18 protein-coding genes are annotated in these 21,043 nt (G+C 29.5%); 6 read left to right on the top strand and 12 right to left on the bottom strand.

What is annotated here, in order from left to right; translation table 11 throughout:
* Positions 1-468: 468 nt before the first annotated feature.
* The 5 genes from E6A48_RS04660 (at position 469) to E6A48_RS04640 (ending at position 7,381) form a co-directional block, all read left to right on the top strand.
* Positions 469-1,179, top strand: a complete 711-nt coding sequence (locus E6A48_RS04660; RefSeq protein ID WP_219708880.1) for a tetratricopeptide repeat protein — start codon at positions 469-471, stop codon at positions 1,177-1,179.
* Between the two features lie 26 nt (positions 1,180-1,205).
* Positions 1,206-2,456, top strand: coding sequence for a DNA-processing protein DprA (gene dprA, locus E6A48_RS04655; protein WP_219708879.1), 1,251 nt, complete (start codon positions 1,206-1,208; stop codon positions 2,454-2,456).
* 21 nt (positions 2,457-2,477) lie between these two features.
* Complete coding sequence (topA, locus tag E6A48_RS04650) at positions 2,478-4,583, top strand: type I DNA topoisomerase (protein WP_219708878.1); 2,106 nt, start codon at positions 2,478-2,480, stop codon at positions 4,581-4,583.
* Positions 4,535-5,467 carry an N-acetylmuramoyl-L-alanine amidase family protein gene (locus E6A48_RS04645; protein WP_219708877.1) on the top strand — a complete coding sequence of 311 codons (933 nt, stop codon included), beginning with the start codon at positions 4,535-4,537 and terminating at the stop codon, positions 5,465-5,467. Before topA ends, E6A48_RS04645 begins: the two co-directional genes overlap by 49 nt.
* A gap of 78 nt (positions 5,468-5,545) precedes the next feature.
* The gene (locus E6A48_RS04640; protein ID WP_219708876.1) at positions 5,546-7,381 is read left to right on the top strand and encodes a bifunctional metallophosphatase/5'-nucleotidase; all 1,836 of its coding nucleotides are present in this window, start codon (positions 5,546-5,548) and stop codon (positions 7,379-7,381) included.
* A 68-nt stretch (positions 7,382-7,449) separates the two neighbouring features.
* Here E6A48_RS04640 and E6A48_RS04635 read toward each other — a convergent pair whose 3' ends face one another.
* The 4 genes from E6A48_RS04635 to E6A48_RS04620 form a co-directional block, all read right to left on the bottom strand.
* Positions 7,450-7,752 carry a PTS sugar transporter subunit IIB gene (locus E6A48_RS04635; protein ID WP_219708875.1) on the bottom strand — a complete coding sequence of 101 codons (303 nt, stop codon included), beginning with the start codon at positions 7,750-7,752 and terminating at the stop codon, positions 7,450-7,452.
* Between the two features lie 26 nt (positions 7,753-7,778).
* Positions 7,779-8,741: an NAD(P)-binding domain-containing protein gene (locus E6A48_RS04630; RefSeq protein ID WP_157145806.1), complete on the bottom strand. Its 963-nt coding sequence runs from the start codon at positions 8,739-8,741 to the stop codon at positions 7,779-7,781.
* 414 nt (positions 8,742-9,155) lie between these two features.
* Positions 9,156-11,069 (bottom strand): DNA topoisomerase (ATP-hydrolyzing) subunit B, encoded by a 1,914-nt coding sequence (gyrB, locus tag E6A48_RS04625; RefSeq protein ID WP_219708874.1) that lies wholly within the window; start codon positions 11,067-11,069, stop codon positions 9,156-9,158.
* A gap of 109 nt (positions 11,070-11,178) precedes the next feature.
* Positions 11,179-12,222 carry an alcohol dehydrogenase gene (locus E6A48_RS04620; protein WP_219708873.1) on the bottom strand — a complete coding sequence of 348 codons (1,044 nt, stop codon included), beginning with the start codon at positions 12,220-12,222 and terminating at the stop codon, positions 11,179-11,181.
* Between the two features lie 532 nt (positions 12,223-12,754).
* Between E6A48_RS04620 and uvrC the strand changes: the two genes are divergently transcribed.
* Entirely contained in the window at positions 12,755-14,587 is a 1,833-nt protein-coding gene (uvrC, locus tag E6A48_RS04615) for an excinuclease ABC subunit UvrC (protein WP_219708872.1), read from the top strand.
* Between the two features lie 89 nt (positions 14,588-14,676).
* On the opposite strand, the gene saoL is transcribed toward uvrC, so the two are convergent.
* The 8 genes from saoL to saoT are packed head-to-tail and all read right to left on the bottom strand — an operon-like array spanning position 14,677 to position 20,758.
* Positions 14,677-15,297, bottom strand: coding sequence for a MerB-like organometallic lyase SaoL (gene saoL, locus E6A48_RS04605; protein WP_258018539.1), 621 nt, complete (start codon positions 15,295-15,297; stop codon positions 14,677-14,679).
* Positions 15,298-15,328: 31 nt separating this feature from the next.
* A complete protein-coding gene (saoA, locus tag E6A48_RS04600) occupies positions 15,329-16,111 on the bottom strand; it encodes an ABC transporter ATP-binding protein SaoA (protein ID WP_219708870.1) in 783 nt (260 codons plus the stop codon).
* Entirely contained in the window at positions 16,098-16,925 is an 828-nt protein-coding gene (saoP, locus tag E6A48_RS04595) for an ABC transporter permease subunit SaoP (RefSeq protein ID WP_219708869.1), read from the bottom strand. The genes saoA and saoP overlap by 14 nt, the downstream gene beginning before the upstream one ends.
* Positions 16,877-17,704, bottom strand: a complete 828-nt coding sequence (gene saoB, locus E6A48_RS04590; RefSeq protein WP_219708868.1) for an ABC transporter substrate-binding (seleno)protein SaoB — start codon at positions 17,702-17,704, stop codon at positions 16,877-16,879. The genes saoP and saoB overlap by 49 nt, the downstream gene beginning before the upstream one ends.
* 22 nt (positions 17,705-17,726) lie before the next feature.
* The gene (gene saoX, locus E6A48_RS04585) at positions 17,727-18,899 is read right to left on the bottom strand and encodes an ABC transporter substrate-binding subunit SaoX (RefSeq protein ID WP_219708867.1); all 1,173 of its coding nucleotides are present in this window, start codon (positions 18,897-18,899) and stop codon (positions 17,727-17,729) included.
* A 31-nt stretch (positions 18,900-18,930) separates the two neighbouring features.
* Complete coding sequence (gene saoC / locus E6A48_RS04580) at positions 18,931-19,377, bottom strand: Cys-Cys-COOH (seleno)protein SaoC (protein ID WP_219708866.1); 447 nt, start codon at positions 19,375-19,377, stop codon at positions 18,931-18,933.
* A complete protein-coding gene (saoE, locus tag E6A48_RS04575) occupies positions 19,371-20,480 on the bottom strand; it encodes an efflux transporter SaoE (protein WP_219708865.1) in 1,110 nt (369 codons plus the stop codon). The genes saoC and saoE overlap by 7 nt, the downstream gene beginning before the upstream one ends.
* Positions 20,481-20,494: 14 nt before the next feature.
* A complete protein-coding gene (gene saoT, locus E6A48_RS04570; RefSeq protein WP_219708864.1) occupies positions 20,495-20,758 on the bottom strand; it encodes a thioredoxin-like (seleno)protein SaoT in 264 nt (87 codons plus the stop codon).
* Positions 20,759-21,043: the final 285 nt, after the last annotated feature.

The following is a 21,043-nucleotide window of genomic DNA, read 5'->3' as shown; positions in this document are numbered from 1 at the left end:
AGTTCCGCTTATGTCGCCGGCTCCATTTTTCTTACAGCTTGCAAACACTAAGCTTAAAGCCATAAGTAAAGATAATAAATAAATAATCTTTTTGCTCATATAAACTCCTTATAAAATTTTTTGTTTATTTATTAAAATAAAAAACTGTATTTAAGCAGCTTATTATTTATAAATACTAAACAGATGTAAATATTTACATTACCTCTATATATTTATGATAAAAAAAAAAAAAAAAATCAAGTAAAAATCGCATTTTTTTACAAAAAGTGCGGAAAAAATTTTCATAATTTTATATGAAAATATCACGCCGTATTGCCGCCTGCAACCGCCTGCAGCAGCCGATAAATTAGCTTATATTTTGTATTATGTTAATTGCTTCTAGTTAATTATTATTTTAAAATATTATTTTTTACTTTACTTTACTTTTTTATATAATATAGTATATTTCCTTATATGAGGGTTTTGAGTATGAAGAAATTTTTAAAAATATCATTGTTTATTTTTTCTTGCTTTTTTTTGATGTCTTGCAATCAAGTATTTAAAAACAGATTTAACCTAAACCGTGCCTACAACCTCTATGAGAAAGGCAAAAATGAAGATGATGATAAAGCCCTTCTCGATGTTACAGACACCTACAACGACATAATCAATCAGAAAATTTATGCTCAAGATAGGCTAGGGGCAGTATATAGAGTGTTAGCAGAAAGAAGCCTAGCAAAAAAACAATATGCCTATTCAGCAAAATATTTTACAGAAGCTTTAAAAATTCTCCCTAATAGCCCATACTTGCGTTATGGTTTAGGACTATCATATGCCAACCTTGCAGAAAGTGCCGACACAGAAGCACAAAAAACAAACTTTTTAGCCCGTGCAGAAAGTAATATACAGTTCGCCATAAATAAAGACCCGCAAAACCCTAACTACTACGCCGCACTATCATCGCTTAGAGGCATACAGCAAAACTATTACGAAGAAGCATTAGGTTTAATAAATAAATCACTAGAAACTGACCCCAACAATATAGATTATTTGTTTATACTAGCACGCATACAATATAGTTTGGGAAACGGTAAAGAATCTATTGAAGCCTATAGAAAAATAGTGTCTTTAGCAAAAGAAAACAACATAAAGCAAACGGCTTTGAATAATATAAATCAAATAATTAATCAAATGAATTAGAGTAGATTTACGGAGAACAAGTTAAAATGCATAGTGATAATAAAAACATATATCTAATAGCCTTAAATCAGATTGACAAAGTAGGCGACAAAAGAATATCCGAGCTTATTAATCATTATGACTCTGTAGAAAATATTTTTGAAGATAAAGAAGAGAATATAAAATTGCTATTAGAAAAAAAGTTCAAATCGCAAATAGGCAATTTTAATAAAAATGAAATATTAGACAAAGCAAATGATATAATAGAAAAATCAAAAAGTTATGGAGTAGGCATATTAAGTTTATTTGATGAAGACTATCCATTTAATTTAAAGCAAATAGATAACCCTCCATATATACTTTACTACAAAGGCGATTTAAAAAAGTTAAGAAGAAACTCTATAGCAGTGGTAGGCACAAGATTTCCAACAGATAAAAGTTGTAAATATGCTTTTGATATATCTTCAAAGTTATCTGCATTAAATATTTCTGTAGTATCTGGTATGGCTAAAGGAGTAGATAAAGAAGCACATATTGGAGCTATAAGTTCTGGAGCGAATACTGTTGCGGTTTTAGGGTGCGGAATAGATAATGTTTATCCTTCAGAGAATTTAAAGGTTTATAATAAATTAATAGAAAAAGGGATTATAATAAGTGAGTTTGAAGTAGGAAGAAAACCAGATAAAACAAACTTCCCAAGAAGAAACAGAATAATATCAGGTCTTTCCTATGCTGTTGTTATGGTTGAAGCATCAAGCAAATCGGGGGCTTTAATAACAGTAGACTTTGCTCTTAATCAAGGAAGAGATGTTTATATAGCTCCTTATGATGAGAAATTAAAAGAATATTACGGCAATCATAAACTTTATAAAGATGGTGCTAAAATAGCTTATAATATATTAGATATATTAGAAGATTTTGATGATATATTTTCTAATGATGAAGATTATGTTAAGATGAAGCTTAAATATTTTGAAGGCGGTAATATTAATAAAAATAAAGAAGTGAAAAAAGTTAATAAAGTTAATGATGTTAAGGAAAATAATAAGGTTTCAAAACAAGAAAAGAAATTAGATAATAAAAAGCAAAATAAAAAAGAGAGTATTATAAAACCTAATTTACAAGATGACGAAGCTTTTATTTATGATATAATAAGTAAAGTTGAAAAAATACACATAGACGATATAATAGAAAAAACTAACATGAAAGTTCAGAGTGTAACATCTTTGCTTATGCAATTAGAGATTAATGGTTTTATAAAGCAATTATCTGGAAAATATTATAGTATAGAGAAATAAAAAAATTAAGGATATAAAAAAATGGCTACAAAAACTAAAGAAAAGAAAACTAGCAAAAAGAAATTAGTGATAGTTGAGTCACCTGCTAAGGCAAAGACTATAAATAGATATTTAGGGTCAGATTATGTAGTATTATCATCAATGGGGCATTTAATAGATTTGCCAAGAAGCAGACTAGCTATAGATGTAGAGAATGGTTTTGAGCCTGAATATATAACAATAAGAGGAAGAGCTAAGATATTAAATGAGCTTAAAAAAGAAGCAAAGAAATCTGAAGAGGTATTGCTCGCAGCCGATGATGATAGAGAAGGGGAGAGTATTGCTTGGCATATAGGAAATAAAATAAGAAGTGTCAATCCTACTGTACCTATAAAGAGAATAGTTTTTCATGAGATTACAAAAGATGCACTTAAAGAAGCCATTGATAAACCTAGAGATATAGACATAGCAAAGGTAAATGCACAAAAAGCGAGAAGGGTATTAGACAGACTTATCGGTTATAATTTAAGTCCTCTGCTTTGGGAGAAGATAAAAAGAGGGCTTTCTGCAGGAAGGGTACAGAATGTTGCTTTGCTTATAATATGTAACAGAGAAGATGAAATAGAAACATTTGTTCCTGTAGAATATTGGACATTTGGAGTATTTTTAAAACATAAAAATAAAGAGTTTTTGGCAGAACTTCAAAAATATAAAGGTGAAAAGCCAGAATTAAAAACAAAAGAAGATGTTGATGCTATAATGGAGCATTTAAAAGATAAAACATACACAGTATCAAGTATAGAGATAAAAGACAGATTAAGAAATCCAACAGCTCCATATACTACAAGTAAATTACAGCAAGCAGCAAGTACATCTTTAGGCTATAACTCATCAAAGACAATGCAAATAGCACAAACACTTTATGAAGGAGTATCTATAGCAGGAGAGGCCACAGGACTTATAACATATATGCGTACTGATAGTGTGAGAATATCTCCAGTAGCACAAGAGCAGGCGAGGGATTTTATACAAAAAGAATATGGAAGTAATTATTTACCTCCAGAGCCTCCAAATTATTCTGTAAAAAAGAATGCACAAGATGCTCACGAAGCTATAAGACCTACTAATGTGTTTTTAACACCAGATAGCATTAAAGAATATTTAAAATCTGAACAATATAAACTTTATAAACTTATATGGGAGAGATTTGTATCTTCTCAAATGCTTCCTGCAAAAATGAAAAATACAAGAGCTGTAATTGTTGCAGGCGATTGTGAGTTTGCTGTTTCATCATCAAAAATAGAGTTTGACGGATTTATGAAAGTACTTACTATAGACAAAGAAGATAAAGAAAAGGCTTCAAAAATGCCTAGTTTATCTAATGGTGAAGTATGCGATTTTGTAGAGCATAATCCTCAGCAGCACTTTACAACACCTCCTCCAAGATATACAGATGCTTCACTTGTAAAAATACTTGAAGAATCAGGAATAGGAAGACCTTCTACTTATGCTCCAACTATTAAAACAATCATATCAAGGCATTATGTACAGCGAAAAGGTAAACAGCTTGTACCTACAGAACTTGGAAAACTTGTTAATGAACTTATAAGCGAAAATTTCCCAGAACTTGTAAATATTAACTTTACTGCTGATATGGAAAGTAAACTTGATAAAATAGAAGACGATAATGTTGAATGGAATAATATATTAAAAGAGTTCTATCCTCATTTTTTGGATACGCTCAAAGTTGCTACAGAAAATATTCACAATATGAAAGATTTCTTTAATGAAGAAACTGATTTTGTATGTGAGAAATGTGGCAAGAAGATGATTAAACGTTTAGGAAGATACGGATATTTTATTGCTTGTTCTGGTTTTCCTGAATGTAAAAATACTAAGGGTATATCTTTTGGTATTTGTCCTAAATGTGGAGGCGACATTACATTAAAGCGTTCTAAGAGGGGAAGAGAGTTTTATGGTTGTTCCAATTATCCTAAATGCGATTTTGTAAGTTGGGATAAACCTTTGCTTGAGCCTTGTCCTAAATGTAATGGGCTTATGGTAGAGAAAAATATTAAAAACAAAGGATTGTTTAAAGTTTGTATCAAGGAAGATTGTGGTTATTCAGAGGAAATAAAAGAAGAATAATATTATTTTTTGTATTAGCTCTATTTAATACTTGCTTTTTATACTCTCAGAATAATGATAAAATAAAATTAAACAATTTAAATATTACAGCAGAAGAATTAAAAAAAGCTTTTAATCCAGCAAAGAGCAAATTTGATTCTAAAGGCATTACAACAATTATAATAGACCCGGGGCATGGAGGAAGAGACCCAGGTTCTATTGGTGTTGGAAAGGTATATGAAAAAGATATAGTTTTGTCATTTTCTTTAGAGCTTAAAAAAGAATTGGAAAGTATACTGCCAGATGTAAAGATAGTATTAACAAGAACAAATGATACCTACCCAACTCTTGCAGAGCGTTTTGAAATAGCAAACACGGCAGCAAAAATAAATACAGAAAAAGCTAATAATGCATTATTAATAAGTGTGCATGCTAACGCTTCATTAAGCTCTAGTGCTAAAGGTTTTGAGGCATATTTTGTTAGTGCTCAGGAATCTAGTGAATATGCTAGGGCTGTGTCTATGTTTGAAAATAGTGCTTTGGTAAAATTTGATAAAATAGATTCAGCTAAATATGAATACTATTCATCACAAATTACTCACAATTATATGCTTATAGAGCAGTATCAAAAAGAAAGCAGAATATTAGCAGAGTCTATTGCAGACGAAGTGCATAAGGTATCTGGAGTAGCAAAGAGAACTAAGCCTGTGCAAAATGCATTATTTTATGTTTTAAAAGGTGCAATAATGCCTTCTACGCTTATAGAAATTGGATTTATCACAAATGCCGATGATGCTAAGTTTTTAAAAAATAAAGAGACAAGGCTAAAAATGGTAAAAGCAACAGCAAAAGGCATAAAAAAATATATAGAGCTTTATGACGATACCAAAGGTTTTACAAAATAATTATAATTTATTAAAAATAAAATAGATATATTCTTTTTTTTCACTATACTTATATATTATAATAATATGGAGTTTTTAATGAAAAAAGTATATATTATAATAACTATTATTTCGTTGTTGGTTTTTATGTCTTGTAATAATTCTAATAATAGAACTTACCCCGAGGGTGAGATTAATTTTACTATAGTTGAAACTACAGATATACATGGAATGATTTTTCCTTATAACTTTATTACAGATAAAGAAGAAAATACTTCCATAGCTCAAGTAAATACATATATTAAAAAACTAAAAGATGAAGGTAAAACAGTATTACTATTAGATAATGGAGATTCTCTTCAGGGGCAGCCTACAGTTTATTATTATAATTTTGTTGCCACTAATGAGCCTCATATATGGTCTGAAGTGCTTAATTATATGAATTATGATGCTGTGGGAGTGGGCAATCATGATGTTGAGGCTGGGCATAATGTTTATGATAAAATAGTAAAAGAGATAAAAGCTCCTTTACTTTCTGCTAATTTAGTAGATGAAAAAACAAAAAATCCATATTTTAAACCTTATACTATAATAGAGAAAAATGGAGTAAAAATAGCAATACTTAGTTTGATAGAGCCTGCAATAGATAGACAACTTCCAAAGGTATTATACGAAGGATTAGCTGTGGAAGATATGGTTGAATCAGCAAAAAAATGGATGAAAACTATAAAAGAAAAAGAGAGTCCTGATATTGTTATAGGGCTTTTCCATGCGGGTGCTAATTATACAGAAGATAAAGAGACTTTCAAGAATGAAAATGCTAGTCAATTAGTGGCAGAGCAAGTTGATGGGTTTGACATTATACTTGTAGGTCATGACCATCAGGGGTGGTCTGGTTTGGGGTATGATGAAACTACTAAACAAAAAACTAAAGAAGTTAAAAGTCCAAGCGGTAAAGTTGTGCCTATATTTGGAGGAGTTAATGCTGCAAGATTTATACCTTCTATTGATGTGAGTATGATTTATACTAATAATGCTTGGGACATTAAATTTAAAGGTGAATTAATTGATGTTTCAAAGTATGAGGCAGATAAAGAGTTTTTAGATAATTTTGATTCTTCTAAAAAAGCTATACAAACTTGGGTGATCCGTGATATTGGTAATTTGAACACTAAACTTACTTCTGATGAGGCTATGTTTGGAGATAGTTATTTTTTAAGTTTTATACACAGGCTAGAGTTTACTATAGCTAAAGAAGAATTGGGAGAGGAGGTTGATGTTAGTTTTGCTGCTCCTTTAAGTAAAGATGCTGTTTTAAATAATGGTGTTGTAAAGGTGCGAGATATGTTTAGCCTTTATCCTTATGAGAATTTCTTTTATGTGATGAAATTAACAGGAAAACAAATAAAAGATGTTATGGAATATTCTTATGACAGATGGTTTAATACTATGACTAATATTAATGACCATTTAATAGCATTCAAAAAAGATGCAAATGGAGAGTTAATATTTAATAACAGATATAATTCTTATGACACAGTTACACCTAGTTATAATTATGAAAGTGTTGGAGGTATTAATTATATTGTTGATGTTACTAAGCCTAGAGGAGAAAAAGTTACAATAGAATCTTTCACTGACGGCAGACCTTTTGAATTAGACAAAGAATATAAAGTTGCTATTAACTCTTATAGAGGAAGCGGCGGCGGCGGACATTTATCTCAAGGTGCTGGAATAGATTTAAAAACTTTGCAAAACATGGATTTGGTATTAAAGGCTACAGATAAAGATTTGAGATATTATATTATTAATTGGTTTGAAAAACAAAATGGTGCTATTACTGTTGAAAAACTTAATAATTGGAAAGTAGTGCCTGAAGATTATGTTGAAGAAGGAAAAAAGAAAGATTATAAATTGATATATCCTAATAATTGAAAAGCATTCTAATAAAAAAAGCGAAGGGTTTTAATTAACCTTTCGCTTTTTATTATTTATAAAAATTATTATAATTTTTTTAATTCTTCTAAGTTTCCTGAATCTATAATTTGTCTTTTAAACTCTTCTTCAGATAATATATTTTTGATGCCTATAATTTTAGTATCATCTTTTACATATTCTTTTACTTTTTCTAAAAAAGCAAAAGGGCAGAATATTAAATTGTATTCATCTATTTTATTGTTTTGCAAATCAGAATGTTCTATCTTTACGTCTTTTATATCAAAACTTTCTAAAACTCTTTTAATTTTTTCTACCATCATTAAACTAGTTCCAGAACCATTAGCACAAACTGCAAGTACTTTTAACATATTAATTTATACTCCTTCTAATAAAATTATTTTTTCATTAATTCATCTACATACTTAACTATATCAAATCCAGCATTCAAAGCCTTAGCAATAGAACCGCCAGATTTATATAATATATCTCCAGCTATAAATAAGTTTTTAACAGAGCTTTCATGTTTGTCATTAACTATAGGCACACCGCTTTCATCTAACTCTATATCGCATCTTTTTAAGAAGTCTATTGGAGCTACTCCTCCTAAAGCATATATTACCCTGTCATAAGTATCATCAATGCCATCAGCATAATGAACCAATACTTTTCCGCTACTGTCTTCTATAGATTTAATATCAACACCTAATCTTGGCTTTACTTTACCGCTCGCTATATCTTCTTTAATAGTTTCTAAATTCTTTTCATTAGGTCTTGTAAATTCAGCCTTTCTATAATTAATTGTAACATCATTATCTTTACCTAAAAGATAAGCATACTCAACAGCAGAGTTTCCTCCTCCAACTACTAATACTTTCTCATTTTCTTTGCATTTATAAATATTAAAGTTTACAACATTATTCAAACTAGGCGGTATATTATAATCAGGTCTATTAGGTCTTCCCATTTTTCCAATGGAAGCTACAACATATTTAGAAGTATAAGTTTTATTATCAACAGTAGTAACTTCTAAATATTCGCCATTTTTTTTAATGGATTCAACTTCAGTATTAAACATAGCTTCAATATAGTTTCCAAATAAACATTCGCTAAATAAATCTAATACATCACCTTTAGTTGCAGTTTCAAATTTAATGTTGCCTTTCAAATCTAAAGCTTCACCTTTATAATCTTTGTCTACTCTTTTATCATCTTTATAAAACTTTCTAATAGTAGTAGAGTGATTATCTCCTTTCTCTATAAGAAGCACTTTTTTCATTTGAAGTATAGCAGCCTCAACAGCAGCAGCAATTCCTCCAGGGCCGCCTCCTACTATAATTAAATCATATATATTATCCATAATTTTACCTCCTTAAATAAAATATATATATCTTTAACATGAAAAATCAATTATTAATATGAAATATTATAAATATAAATGTTAGAAAAGTCAAACAGTTTTATACACTAAAAAATTTAAAAGTTTTTTATTCATATCTATTATTAGCACTTTCCTACAGCTATTTTATCTATACAAAATAATATATATCTCTTTTAAATATACTTTACAAAATACTATATTTTTAATTAAAATAATAATATTATATAAATCTTCTAAATATATAAAGATAAAATATTTATACTTTGCGAAACCTATTATAAAAATAAAACTTTTACAAAGTATACACCACAACAGAAGGAAATTCTTTTAGGTGCGTAACACTTATAAAAATTTAATAAAATAAGAAATTACAAAATATAAGTTATTTAGTAATTATATATCTAGATTTTTAACATATTTTGCATTAGCTTCAATAAACTCTCTTCTAGGCTTAACTTCATCACCCATAAGCATAGAGAATAATTGGTCTGCCTTTTCAGCATCTTCTGTTAATACCTGATACATAAGTCTTGTTTCTGGGTTCATAGTAGTTTCCCATAACTGGTCAGCATTCATTTCACCCAAACCTTTATATCTTTGTATGTCATATTTTCTATCTTTATTTTCTTCTAATATTTTATCTCTCTGTTCATCAGTGTATGCATAAACAAAATTTTTCTTATCAAAACTAATTTTGTATAGAGGAGGAACAGCTATAAATATATGTCCTAAATCTATTAAAGGACGCATATATCTAAAGAAGAAAGTTAAAAGTAAAGTTCTTATGTGTGAACCGTCAATATCAGCATCAGCCATTATGATAATTCTTCCGTATCTTATTTTAGATATATCAAAAGAAGCACCAACTCCGCATCCTAATGCTGCTATTATTGGTTTTAAACTGTCTGTATCTATTATTTTGTCGAGTCTTGCTTTTTCAACATTCAATACTTTACCTCTTAAAGGAAGTATTGCTTGGAAATGTCTGTCTCTTCCGCCTTTAGCAGTACCGCCTGCAGAGTCTCCCTCTACAAGATATACTTCACATTTATCTACTTCCTGCTCAGAACAGTCAGCCAATTTACCAGGTAAAGAATCGCTCTCTAAAGCATTTTTTCTTCTTGCCAAATCTCTTGCCCTTCTTGCAGCTTCTCTTGCATTTGCAGCTGATATTATTTTTTCAAGTATTGCCTTTATTACTTTTGGGTTTTGTGAGAAATAATCATTTAATCCTTCTACTACAAGTTTTTCTGTTACAGCACGAACTTCAGTATTACCTAATTTAGTTTTTGTTTGACCTTCAAATTGAGGATTAGGTATTTTTACAGATACTACAGCAACTAAACCTTCTCTTGTATCTTCACCCATAAATGTTATTTTGTTTTTTTTGTCTAACTCAAGCTTTTTAGCAAAATCTGTATAAACTCTTGTTAGAGCTGTTCTAAATCCTACTAAATGCGTACCGCCTTCTGTAGTGTTTATGTTGTTACAGTATGTAAATATATTTTCATTATAGGCATCAACATACTGCATAGCCACTTCTACATCTGTTTTATCTTCTGTTTTATGCAAATATATTGGTTTATCATGCAATGTTTTTTTGTTTTCATTAAGGTGGGTGATAAACATTTCTATACCGCCCTCATAATAAAACTCATTGCTTACAGGTTTTGACTCTCTTTTATCTATGAGTGTTATTCTTATTCCTCTGTTTAGGAAAGCCAATTCTCTTAATCTATTAGCAAGTATTTTATAATCATAAACAGTTGTTTCAAATATTTCAGGGTCTGGAGTAAATGTTACTTTTGTTCCTGTTTTATTTGATTTACCTACTTCTTTTACAGGCTCTTCTGGTATTCCTCTATGATATACTTGTCTGTAGAGTTTACCGTCTTTGCTTACCTCAGCAATAAGCTCTGTACTTAAAGCATTAACTACAGATACACCAACACCATGCAAACCGCCTGATACTTTATAAGTTTCATTGTCAAATTTACCACCAGCATGAAGTTTAGTCATAACAACTTCTAAAGCAGATATTTTGAGCTTCGGATGCATATCAACAGGTATTCCTCTTCCATCATCTTCTACTTCTATTATATTATCTTTTTTTATTGTAACTGTTATATTTTTACAGAAGCCTGCCATAGCTTCATCTATACTATTGTCAACTACCTCGTATACCAAATGATGCAAACCTTGAGAACCAGTAGAACCTATATACATACCTGGGCGTTTTCTAACAGGATCTAATCCTTCTAACACCTGAATATTTTTCGAACTATATGTCTTTTCTCCAGTAGCCATTATATAATATCCTCTTCAATACTTAATTAAATTTTAATTGATATATTATACACCTATTTTAATATTATTACAATTAGGGAATGTTAGATTGTTCTAATTTTTTGATTGTTTATTGTATGGGTTCAACAGCAATTTTTATGCAATTATCCTCTTTTTTATCAAATATCTCATAGCCTCTTAATATGTTGTCTAGTTTTATAGTATGAGTAATGAGAAAATCAGTATTTAACTTGCCTTGAGATATTAGTTTCAAGATTTCATCACTATGAACAGCATCAACACCGCCTGTTTTGAATATCAAGTTTTTTCCATACATTATATTTAACGGAAGTATCTGAGGCTTTTCATACATTGCAACTAACGCTACAACAGAATTAGGCCTTGCAATTCTCCAAGCTAAGTCGAATGTATTTTCTCCTCCTGCTGCCTCTATTGTGCCGTCAGAAAGCCTGCCGTTATTTATGTCTTTTATATATTCTTCTATATTGCTAACTTTATTAGGATTAATAAAAAAGTCTGCTAAATTGTTTGTTTTTGCGATGTTTAATCTATCTTTGTTTATGTCTATGGCTATAATCTTTTTTGCACCGAAAGCCCTCGCACTCATCATAGCACAAAGCCCAACAGGCCCAGCACCTATTACAGCAACAGTATCATTCTTTTTTATCTCGCAAAGCTCAGCACCAAAATATCCGCTTGCTAAAATATCTCCAACAAATAATGCATTTTTATATGTGACATTGTGAGGAATTATATTTAATGACATATCAGCAAAAGGCACTCTCACATATTCAGCCTGACAGCCATTAATGCGGCAGCCTATCTCCCAGCCTCCTTTTTCGCAGTTGTTTATAAAGCCATTTTTGCAGTAATAGCATTCTCCGCAAAAAGTTATGCAGTTGGCAGATACTCTATCGCCTATATTAAGTTTTTTTACTTCGTTTCCAACTTTTACTACTTCGCCCACAAATTCATGCCCAAGCACTATATTTTTGTTTGCCCTGGGTACTTGCCCGTTTATTATATGAAAGTCGCTTGTGCATATACTTGATAATTGCACTTTTACTATAGCGTCTTTACTGTCTATAATCTTTGGGTTTTCTATTTCCTTTAATTCTATTTTTTTATCTCCAATATAAACTAAAGCTTTCATTTTTATTCCTAAAGTTTTTAATAATTATAATAAGTATATACTAAAAATTTTTAAGTTTGTCAACCGCAAGCCGCGGCACCTCTCCGCACGGTACTGCCTGCCTTTATTCAATGCACTTTATACGTGCGGTTTATTGCTTATATTACACAAGATAAAGAACTTATTTTATATATAAAACATTTTAGTAACTTATTATAAGTTTTTATATTCTTAATAAATTAAGACTCTATTTGCAAATAAATAAAAATTGATAAATTATAATTGTTTAGGTATATACTGAAAATTTTTAAGTTTGTCAACCGCGAGCCGCGGCACCTCTCCGCACGATACTGCCTACCTTTATTCAATACACTTTATACGTGCGGTTTATTGCTTATTATTACACAAAATAAAGAACTTATTTTAACAAAAATATAAAAACTGAATTTTGTAAATTTATTATTTGTGCTGAATTTGTACTACAAATATTTGAAATTAAAAATATAATTTTGACAAACTTTTTATTTTTTATATAATTATAAAACTTATAATTATGAATAATCAAGTTAAAGAATATATTTCAGAAAAATTAAAACGCCTGCCTACAAAATCTGGCGTATACTTTATGAAAGATAAAGATGCCAATATCATATATATAGGCAAAGCAAAATCATTAAAAAAAAGAGTATCTTCCTACTTTATAGGAAATAATAAAGATGCAAAAACAACTGCATTAGTAGAACATATTAGAGATATTGATTATATAGTTACAAAAAACGAAGTAGAGGCTTTAATACTTGAAGCTGAGATGATAAGAAAGCATAAGCCTCATTATAATATACTTCTTAAAGACCAAAAATCTTTTCCTTTTATAGCAATTACAAACGAACATTTTCCAAGGGTAATAAAAGCAAGAAATGTAATAGACAAAGAAAATGCTAAAAAATATAAAAAGTATTATGGACCTTATGTTGCTGCGGAGAGGGCAGAAAAAATAGTAAAGTTTATAATAGATAATTTTAAGCTTAGAAGGTGCAAATATGATTTTCCTCTAAAACGCAAAATAAGACCTTGCCTTTATTATCATATAGGTAAATGCACTGCTCCTTGTGCCGATTTAATTGATGAAAAAGAGTACGATAAAGATATTGACAACGCTATTATGCTTCTTGAGGGCAATGTTGATGAGCTTATTGGTAAGATGAAGCAGGATATGTTTGTATTTGCGGAAAAGCTAGAGTTTGAGAGGGCAAAAGATTTAAGAGATAAAATTGACTTACTAAAATCTATTACAGTTGAACAGAGTATATATGTACCAGAAAGCGATGATATAGACATTATAGGAGCTTATGGACAAAATGGAGATTATACTATTGTAGTGCTTTCTGTAAAAGGAGGCAAGCTTGTAGACAGAAAAACTTTCGCTATGCAAGACAAAAACATTGATGAAGATTCTAACAGATCAAGATATAGTGAAGTCATTTCTGCATTCATTACTCAATATTATACTCATAATAATTTAATACCCGCTTCAATAGCTACAGATTTTGTAATTAAAGATTTTGATGTTGTAAAGGATTATTTAAAAGAGATATCGGGAAGAGATGTTGAAATAAAACTTGATAACACAAAGAAAGGATTAATATCAATAGCGAATGAAAATGCAAGACATTTATTTAAAGAGAGAGCATTGATTAGAGAAGTACCTATTGGAATTACAAGGCTTCAGGAAATATTTAAACTAAAAAAAGCACCTTCTATAATAGAATCTTTCGATATAGCACATATTCAGGGAAGTTATACCATGGCTGGAATGGTGAGATTTGTTAATGGAGTTTCTGACAATAAAAACTATAGAATATTTAATATGAAGACTGTTACGGGCATAGATGACTTTGCTTCTATAAAAGAGGCAGTTTACAGAAGATATAAAAGGCTTAAAGAAGAGAACTCTACATTTCCAGATTTAATACTTATAGACGGTGGAAGGGGGCAGCTTAACTCTGCAATAGAAGCTTTAAAAGAATTAGACATAAAAAATCAGCCTATAATGGCACTTGCTAAAAAGTTTGAAGAGATATATTTACCAAATAGAGAAACACCAGTTCAATTAAATGATAATGAGCCTGCAAGACTATTTTTGCAAAAGGTGAGAGATGAAACACATAGATGGGTTAATACTAGTCATGGAAGAAAAAGAAGCAGAGAAATGGTAAAAAGCGAACTTGAAAAAATAGAAGGTTTGGGTAAAAAAGGCATAGAAAAACTTTATTCTCATTTTATCAATATAGACAATATAAAAAATGCTTCATTAGATAATATAGCCAATATACCTGGAATAAGTTATAAAGTGGCTAATAATATCTATAATTATTTTCATAAGTAAAAAGTAAAATAATTTATTAATAGTTAATCATTTTATTAAATACTTAAATAAATGATTAACTATCATAAGGAGATTAATTTTATAAAAAATTATATCTGAAATATAGCAGTTGCTACTTTAAAAGCGGTTTGTAAATCTAAAAGATATGTTGTATTGTTATCAACCTCTTGATTTTTAAGCCACTCATTCATATCATTCTTTGAACCAAAGAAATTCATAATATTTCAGCAAGTGCTAGCCCAGTTTTTGTTTTTATTAAGATCAACATGAATAACATGAATATCTTTAGGCGAATGTTCTACTATTTGTCTGTCTTTAATTCTTACATATATCTTCTCTCCAGTTTGAGAGCATATAGAATTAATTTCAGTATCTTGATGAAATAAACTATAAGAGCCTAAAGCATCAATAGCACACATAGAACAAAACTCTCTTCCGTCCGAAAGTTTTACTCTGTGATTAGTTTCCATAGCTGATACAGGATAAAGAAATGCAATAGAATCACCACTCATAGTAACAATTTCTTTCTCTATTAAAGAATTGTACAATTTTTCATCGCCACATATTTTTATAGCTTCTTCTCTACTGATGGTGCATCCTGTTTCTATTACTTTATCAATTAACCTTAACCTTGCGTTTTGCATATCTGAATCTAAGTTATGATACTTATCAGACACGCCATATTTGTTCATAAAATCTGAATCAAACATAATAAATTAAATCCTCTAAAAAATATTTATATTAACTTTTATCAATAGCCGCTTCATTGATAAAAGCTTTTTTAACACTATTACTAAGTTCTCTAACATGTTCTATATATTCGATGCTGTCTCTTTCTCTTGGGTGCTTTAAATCTATTTTTATATCAGCAACAATTTCTCCTTTGTTTAAGCTCATAACAATAACTCTATCACTCATATAAACAGCCTCAGATACATCATGAGTAACCATCAATACAGTGCTTTTACTTTCTTTAACTAATTGTAGCAGCTCTTTTTGCATATGTTCTCTCATCTGTAAATCTATAGCACCAAGAGGTTCATCTAAAAGAAGTATTTTTGGATTAGGTGCTAATGCCCTTACAACAGCAACCCTCTGCTGCATTCCCCCAGAAAGAGATATAGGATACTTTTTTTCATGACCTTTAAGATGCGACATTTCAAGGAGCTCTTCTAATCTTTTCTTTTTTTCTTCTTTATTCATCTTTGAAAATTTAAGCGAATAAAGTATGTTTTTTTCAACATTCATCCAAGGAAATAAAGCATAATTTTGAAAAACATATCCCCTTTCAGAAGAAGGTCTTTCTATTTTCTCACCCTCAAGTAATATCTCTCCAGAACTAGGATTTTGAAAACCGCCTATCATAGTAAGAAGTGTTGTTTTACCGCAGCCTGAAGGTCCAAGCAAAGTTACAAACTCTCCCTTTTCTATATTAAAATTAATGTTTCTTAATACTTCAACTTCAGGAGCTTTTTTTGAAACCTTAAAAGATTTGCATACATTTTTAACTTCAAGAATTGCCATTTTTAAATCTCCAAGAAGTAAGTAATTTTTCTAATATAATTAATATTCTATCCATACTAAATCCAATAAGAGCAGACACTATCATAAGAGCATAAAGCTTAGGTGTCTCAAGCCTCTGCTGAGCTTCTACCAATATAAATCCAAAACCCTTACTTGTAGCTATAAACTCTGCACATATTACACTCATCCAACCAAGTCCTAAAGCAAGTCTGCATCCTGTAAGAAATGAAGGCAAAGCACCAGGTAAAATTATATCAAGCATTATGTCTATATTTTTTGCTCCCATACTTCTTGCTGCATTAATATAATTAGGGTCTATTCCTCTCACTCCATCTATTGTGTTTATTATAAGTGGGAATATTGCACTCATAGTAATTAAAAATATTGTAGGACCATCACCAAGTCCAAACCACACTATAGCTAATGGAATCCATGCCATTATTGGTACTTGTCTTATTGAGTTTATTATTGGTGATACAGCCAAAAGTATAGGCTTTGAATACCCCATGATAAGTCCTAATGGAAGACCTATTATGCAGGCTATAAGAAAACCTCTAAATACTCGCTCTAATGTTATAAGTAAATTTTGTACTGTATAAGAATCTATCCAAGATTTAAAAAACTCTTTGCAAGTTAAAATAAAATCTGGAAGAAGTAAATTATTATCTATCTTTTTTGCAAGAAAATACCAAATTATCATAATAGCTAAAAGTACAGAAACACTATAAAACTTCATAAATAAACTGTTTCCAGCATTACCTAAATTTATGACTCTGCTTTTATTTTGAGGAACTTGACTCCCATTGTTTTCCATGTTTTTATCTCTCCTTGTGAATTTGAAATATCTAAATAATGAGTAAGCATATTTGACAATATAGCTTCATTTTCAATATCATTTACCGCTTCATTGTAAGCTTTTATAAAATTATTAAGCATTAAAGTATCTTTTAATTTTTTTGATGCCACCAAATAATAATCAACTTCTTCAGTATCTATTTTTTTAAACCTTGCTTCTTTTATTTTTAAAGCTAAAATAATATCAATTAATACAGCATCAACAGTTTTCTTTTCTAAAGCATAAGGCAATGCAGTTGAAAGCATAGGATAATAATTAGAATTTGTATACTTCTCTTTTAACAATATCTCTTGAAGAAGTCTTTTATTCATATATCCAATATTTTTTGGTTTTATATTATCATCATCATAGCTTTCATTATAATAAACTAATATATTAGAGCCTTTTACTATAGAATCTACTATATAATAATTAGTGTCTATAGATGTTAATTGAAAAGCCGCATCTGGACATAATACTGCCATATCAACTCTTCCAGATATAAAAGCAAATTCAGCCTGAGAACCGCAGCAATCCAAAAACTGTATATAATCAATATTTGAAAACTCTATATTAGAATTTTTTTTAGTATTTATTATATAATCAAAAAGCATTCCAGAAGCATCATTTCCGCATGCTATAGTTATTGTATCTTTTTTATCTAAAGAGTTTTTATAATTCTGAAATAAAATAAAGCATATAACAAAAATTATACTAAATACAATGATATATTTGTTTCTCTTTATTATATGCCTCATCTTTATTTCCTGCTTATAATTTTTATGCTTTAGGTTCTTCTTTAATATTATCTATCTCTACTGCTTTAGCTCTCCAATCTTTATAACTCATGCCAAGAGGGAATATTGGATCAACTTGTTCTTTAATAAATACATCAAAATCTTTAGCACCTGAATTTTCAAAATAAGATAAGTCAATATAATCATCTATATTAAGAGAATTAATATCATCTCTTATACCTAATCTCTTCATAGTTTTCATTTGATTATGAACGTATTCTCTGTTTAATTTCCAAGTGATAGTTCTTCCTTCTTCATTGAGTTTTTTCCATAAAGTCATAAGGCCAACTTCCAAAGGAACATTATAATTTTCAGCAAATATTTCTGCTGCTTTGTAAGGGTGAAGATACATATATTCTATAGACATAACATGAGCAAGAAGTATTCTCTCTGCCAATTTTGGGTGAGCTTTAGCAAAGTTATAATTCATACAAACTTTACAGCAAGTACCATGACCATCAATTTCTCTGTCTGTGTTTTGTCTTTTTAATATTTTACCAGTGTTTTCATATTCTGCCATAGAACCCCAAGGGTCGCATGCACCGTATCCATCAAGCTGTCCTAACTTAAATGCAAAATATGCATCAGAATCACTCATAGAAAAGTTTTCATAATAAGTAGTATCTCTTGGTATATTTAATTGCTCTGTCCATTCTGCCCAGTTTAGATTTTCAGTTTCTGCATTAGCTCCCATAGATATTTTTTTGTTTAATAAATCTTCAGGCTTTTCTATTGCTTTAGAAACAACAAAATACTCAGCTCCTCCTGTATGATTTTCTGCCGCTATAAAAAGAGGAACTTTATTTTTTACAGCATTTAAAGTAGTTGTAAAACCAGCATAAGCCATATCCATTTGTCCAGCACTCATAGCCTCTGGTACATTACCATTTCCTGTAACTGTAACATTTAAACCTAATGCTTTAAATATTCCAGTATCTTCTCCGACACAAGCTGCTGTCATATGGTCGCAGTTATAATAACCTAAATTAATTTTGTATTTTTTGTCTGCATCGCTTAACTCTTCCAAATTATAGTCATCAACTATAGCTTGTACATCTTCTGAAATAGAAGTTTCTGTTGTTTTAGATGCATTATCACTTCCGCCACATGAAATGATGAAAGCAATCATAGAAAAAATAATTACAACTTTTTTCATTTTTTTCTCCTTATATTTTTTTGATTTATATTTAGCAGCATTTTTCCATGCCGTTTTCAAATAAGCTTATTAATTCTCCATTTTCAAGTCTGTAAACAGCAAAACCTATATTAGCTCCCTTTTTACCAGACACTAAAATTTCATTTGGTACTTTTTCATCTATGTTATAAAATTTGATTGTGTAATTTTCTATAGGTGCTGGTATTGGAGTAGTCATTAATATTTTATTAGAATCTTTATATATACCAATTAATTTGTTTGAATATTCAGATTCTTTATATATTATTATTAAGTCATCTGTATTATCTCCGTTCAAATCTCCCTCCAAAAAAGTTAATAACTCCTTATCAGAATATTTTTTTATATACTCTTTGTAGAGCTCTTTATTATTTATGCCTTCTGCATTTTTTATATATTCAGTGTTATCGTTGCATGAGATAAACACAAAAAAGCATAAAGCAAAAAGCATTCTCAACATTGAACTTCTTTTCCTTTATTATTTAGCAAAATCTTTATTTTTTTAACTATGATCATAAACCATGAATAAAGCCCCATAAACAACACCACAACAGCACATATATTTTTGAACCAATCTGGAAAAGTAATATTTATATTATTTGCTAATTCTATTTGCTTGCTTGAACTTGATAAATCAAATATTGGTGTAAAATTATTAGCCAATAAAATATTTGTAATGTATCCTATCAATATGCCAAAGAAAAGCATAGAGAAAAGATATATTATTAAAGTTCTTTTTCCTATTAGTTTATATATGCTTATTAATTCAGATATATTTGTAGCAACACCTGTAATTAAAAAAGTAATAGCTATACCTGGTGAAGCACCTGCAGATATTAAAGCAGCAATAAAAGGAATATGCCCTAGAGCACACACATACATCATGCATCCTACTAATGTTATACCTATAATAGAAACTAATTTAGGGTTACTTAAATACTGCATAACAAATGATTGAGGCACTACTGTTAATAAAATAGCCCCAAATAAAGTACCCACTAATATAAATCTGCTTATTTCTATTCCTAGATTATTAAAGCCCCATAATATGCCGTTATATAATTTTTTGTACCAAGGAGTTTTATCTATATAAATGTTTTCTGGAATTTTTATATTAATACTTTGAAGCTTTAAAACTTCAGGAGCAATTAATTCTTTTCCGCCAAAAATATTTCCTAAGATTCCTATTATTAAAGGCAAAAATATACCGCATAAAATATATATAAAAGTAACCTCTTTTCCAAGCATAGCAAAAGCCACTATTATTGCAGCAGGGTTAATTATTGGAGTTGCCACCAAAAAAGAAAGGGTAGGTCCTAAATATGCACCTGTTCTATATAAACTTAATGCCAATGGAAGCACTCCGCAACTGCATATAGGAAGTATTGCTCCTGATATGGTTGTCTTTATTAGAGAGGATATTTTTTTATTGCCTATAGATTTTTGAAGCACCTGCGGACGAACAAAAGCATGTATTATACCAGATAATATTAAGCTTATAACAATCCATTCTGAACTTATAACAAGAAAGTCCCAAAATACATACAAAAAACGCATTATCATATTTTTATTTCCATTTAAGAGTTTTGTGCTTCTATAGCTTTTTTAATTTCTTGTTCTATTAGCTTCTTGCTTAACACATCATATCTGTTTTTTTCATTTATAATCAATGTACCTCTGTCTACCATTCCGTATTTTGCTAAATAATCAAAATCTTTCCCTGCGTAGTAGAGTTTTACTTCTATCTTATCTTTATACGTTTCTTGAAGTTCTTTTAAATATGATGAATACCCATCGCAGGTAGGACAGGTATTTATAAATTCCACCAATACTTTACACATAAAAAATCCTTATAAAATATAATGTTGAAATATTATTAATAATAAAATTATTAAAAAATGATAATTTAATATAATATAAAAAAACAATATCTATTAGTTAGATTTAAGATATACACACGGTATATTTATAGAAAGTAAATATCTGGAAAAGCGTCCTGATTGAAGAATAATTTTTGTTTTAGACTCAAATACATAATATTATCCTCTTACGATGCAAATTATAATAACACAAAGTATAATAAAGTCAACTACAAAAACATTTTTTATAGTTTTACAGCTTTTATT

The sequence above is a fragment of the Brachyspira pilosicoli genome (assembly GCF_019402445.1).
GTDB lineage: Bacteria > Spirochaetota > Brachyspiria > Brachyspirales > Brachyspiraceae > Brachyspira > Brachyspira pilosicoli_B.
The sequence above is the reverse complement of the archived record's forward strand: the minus strand, read 5'-3'. Positions and strand labels throughout refer to the sequence as shown.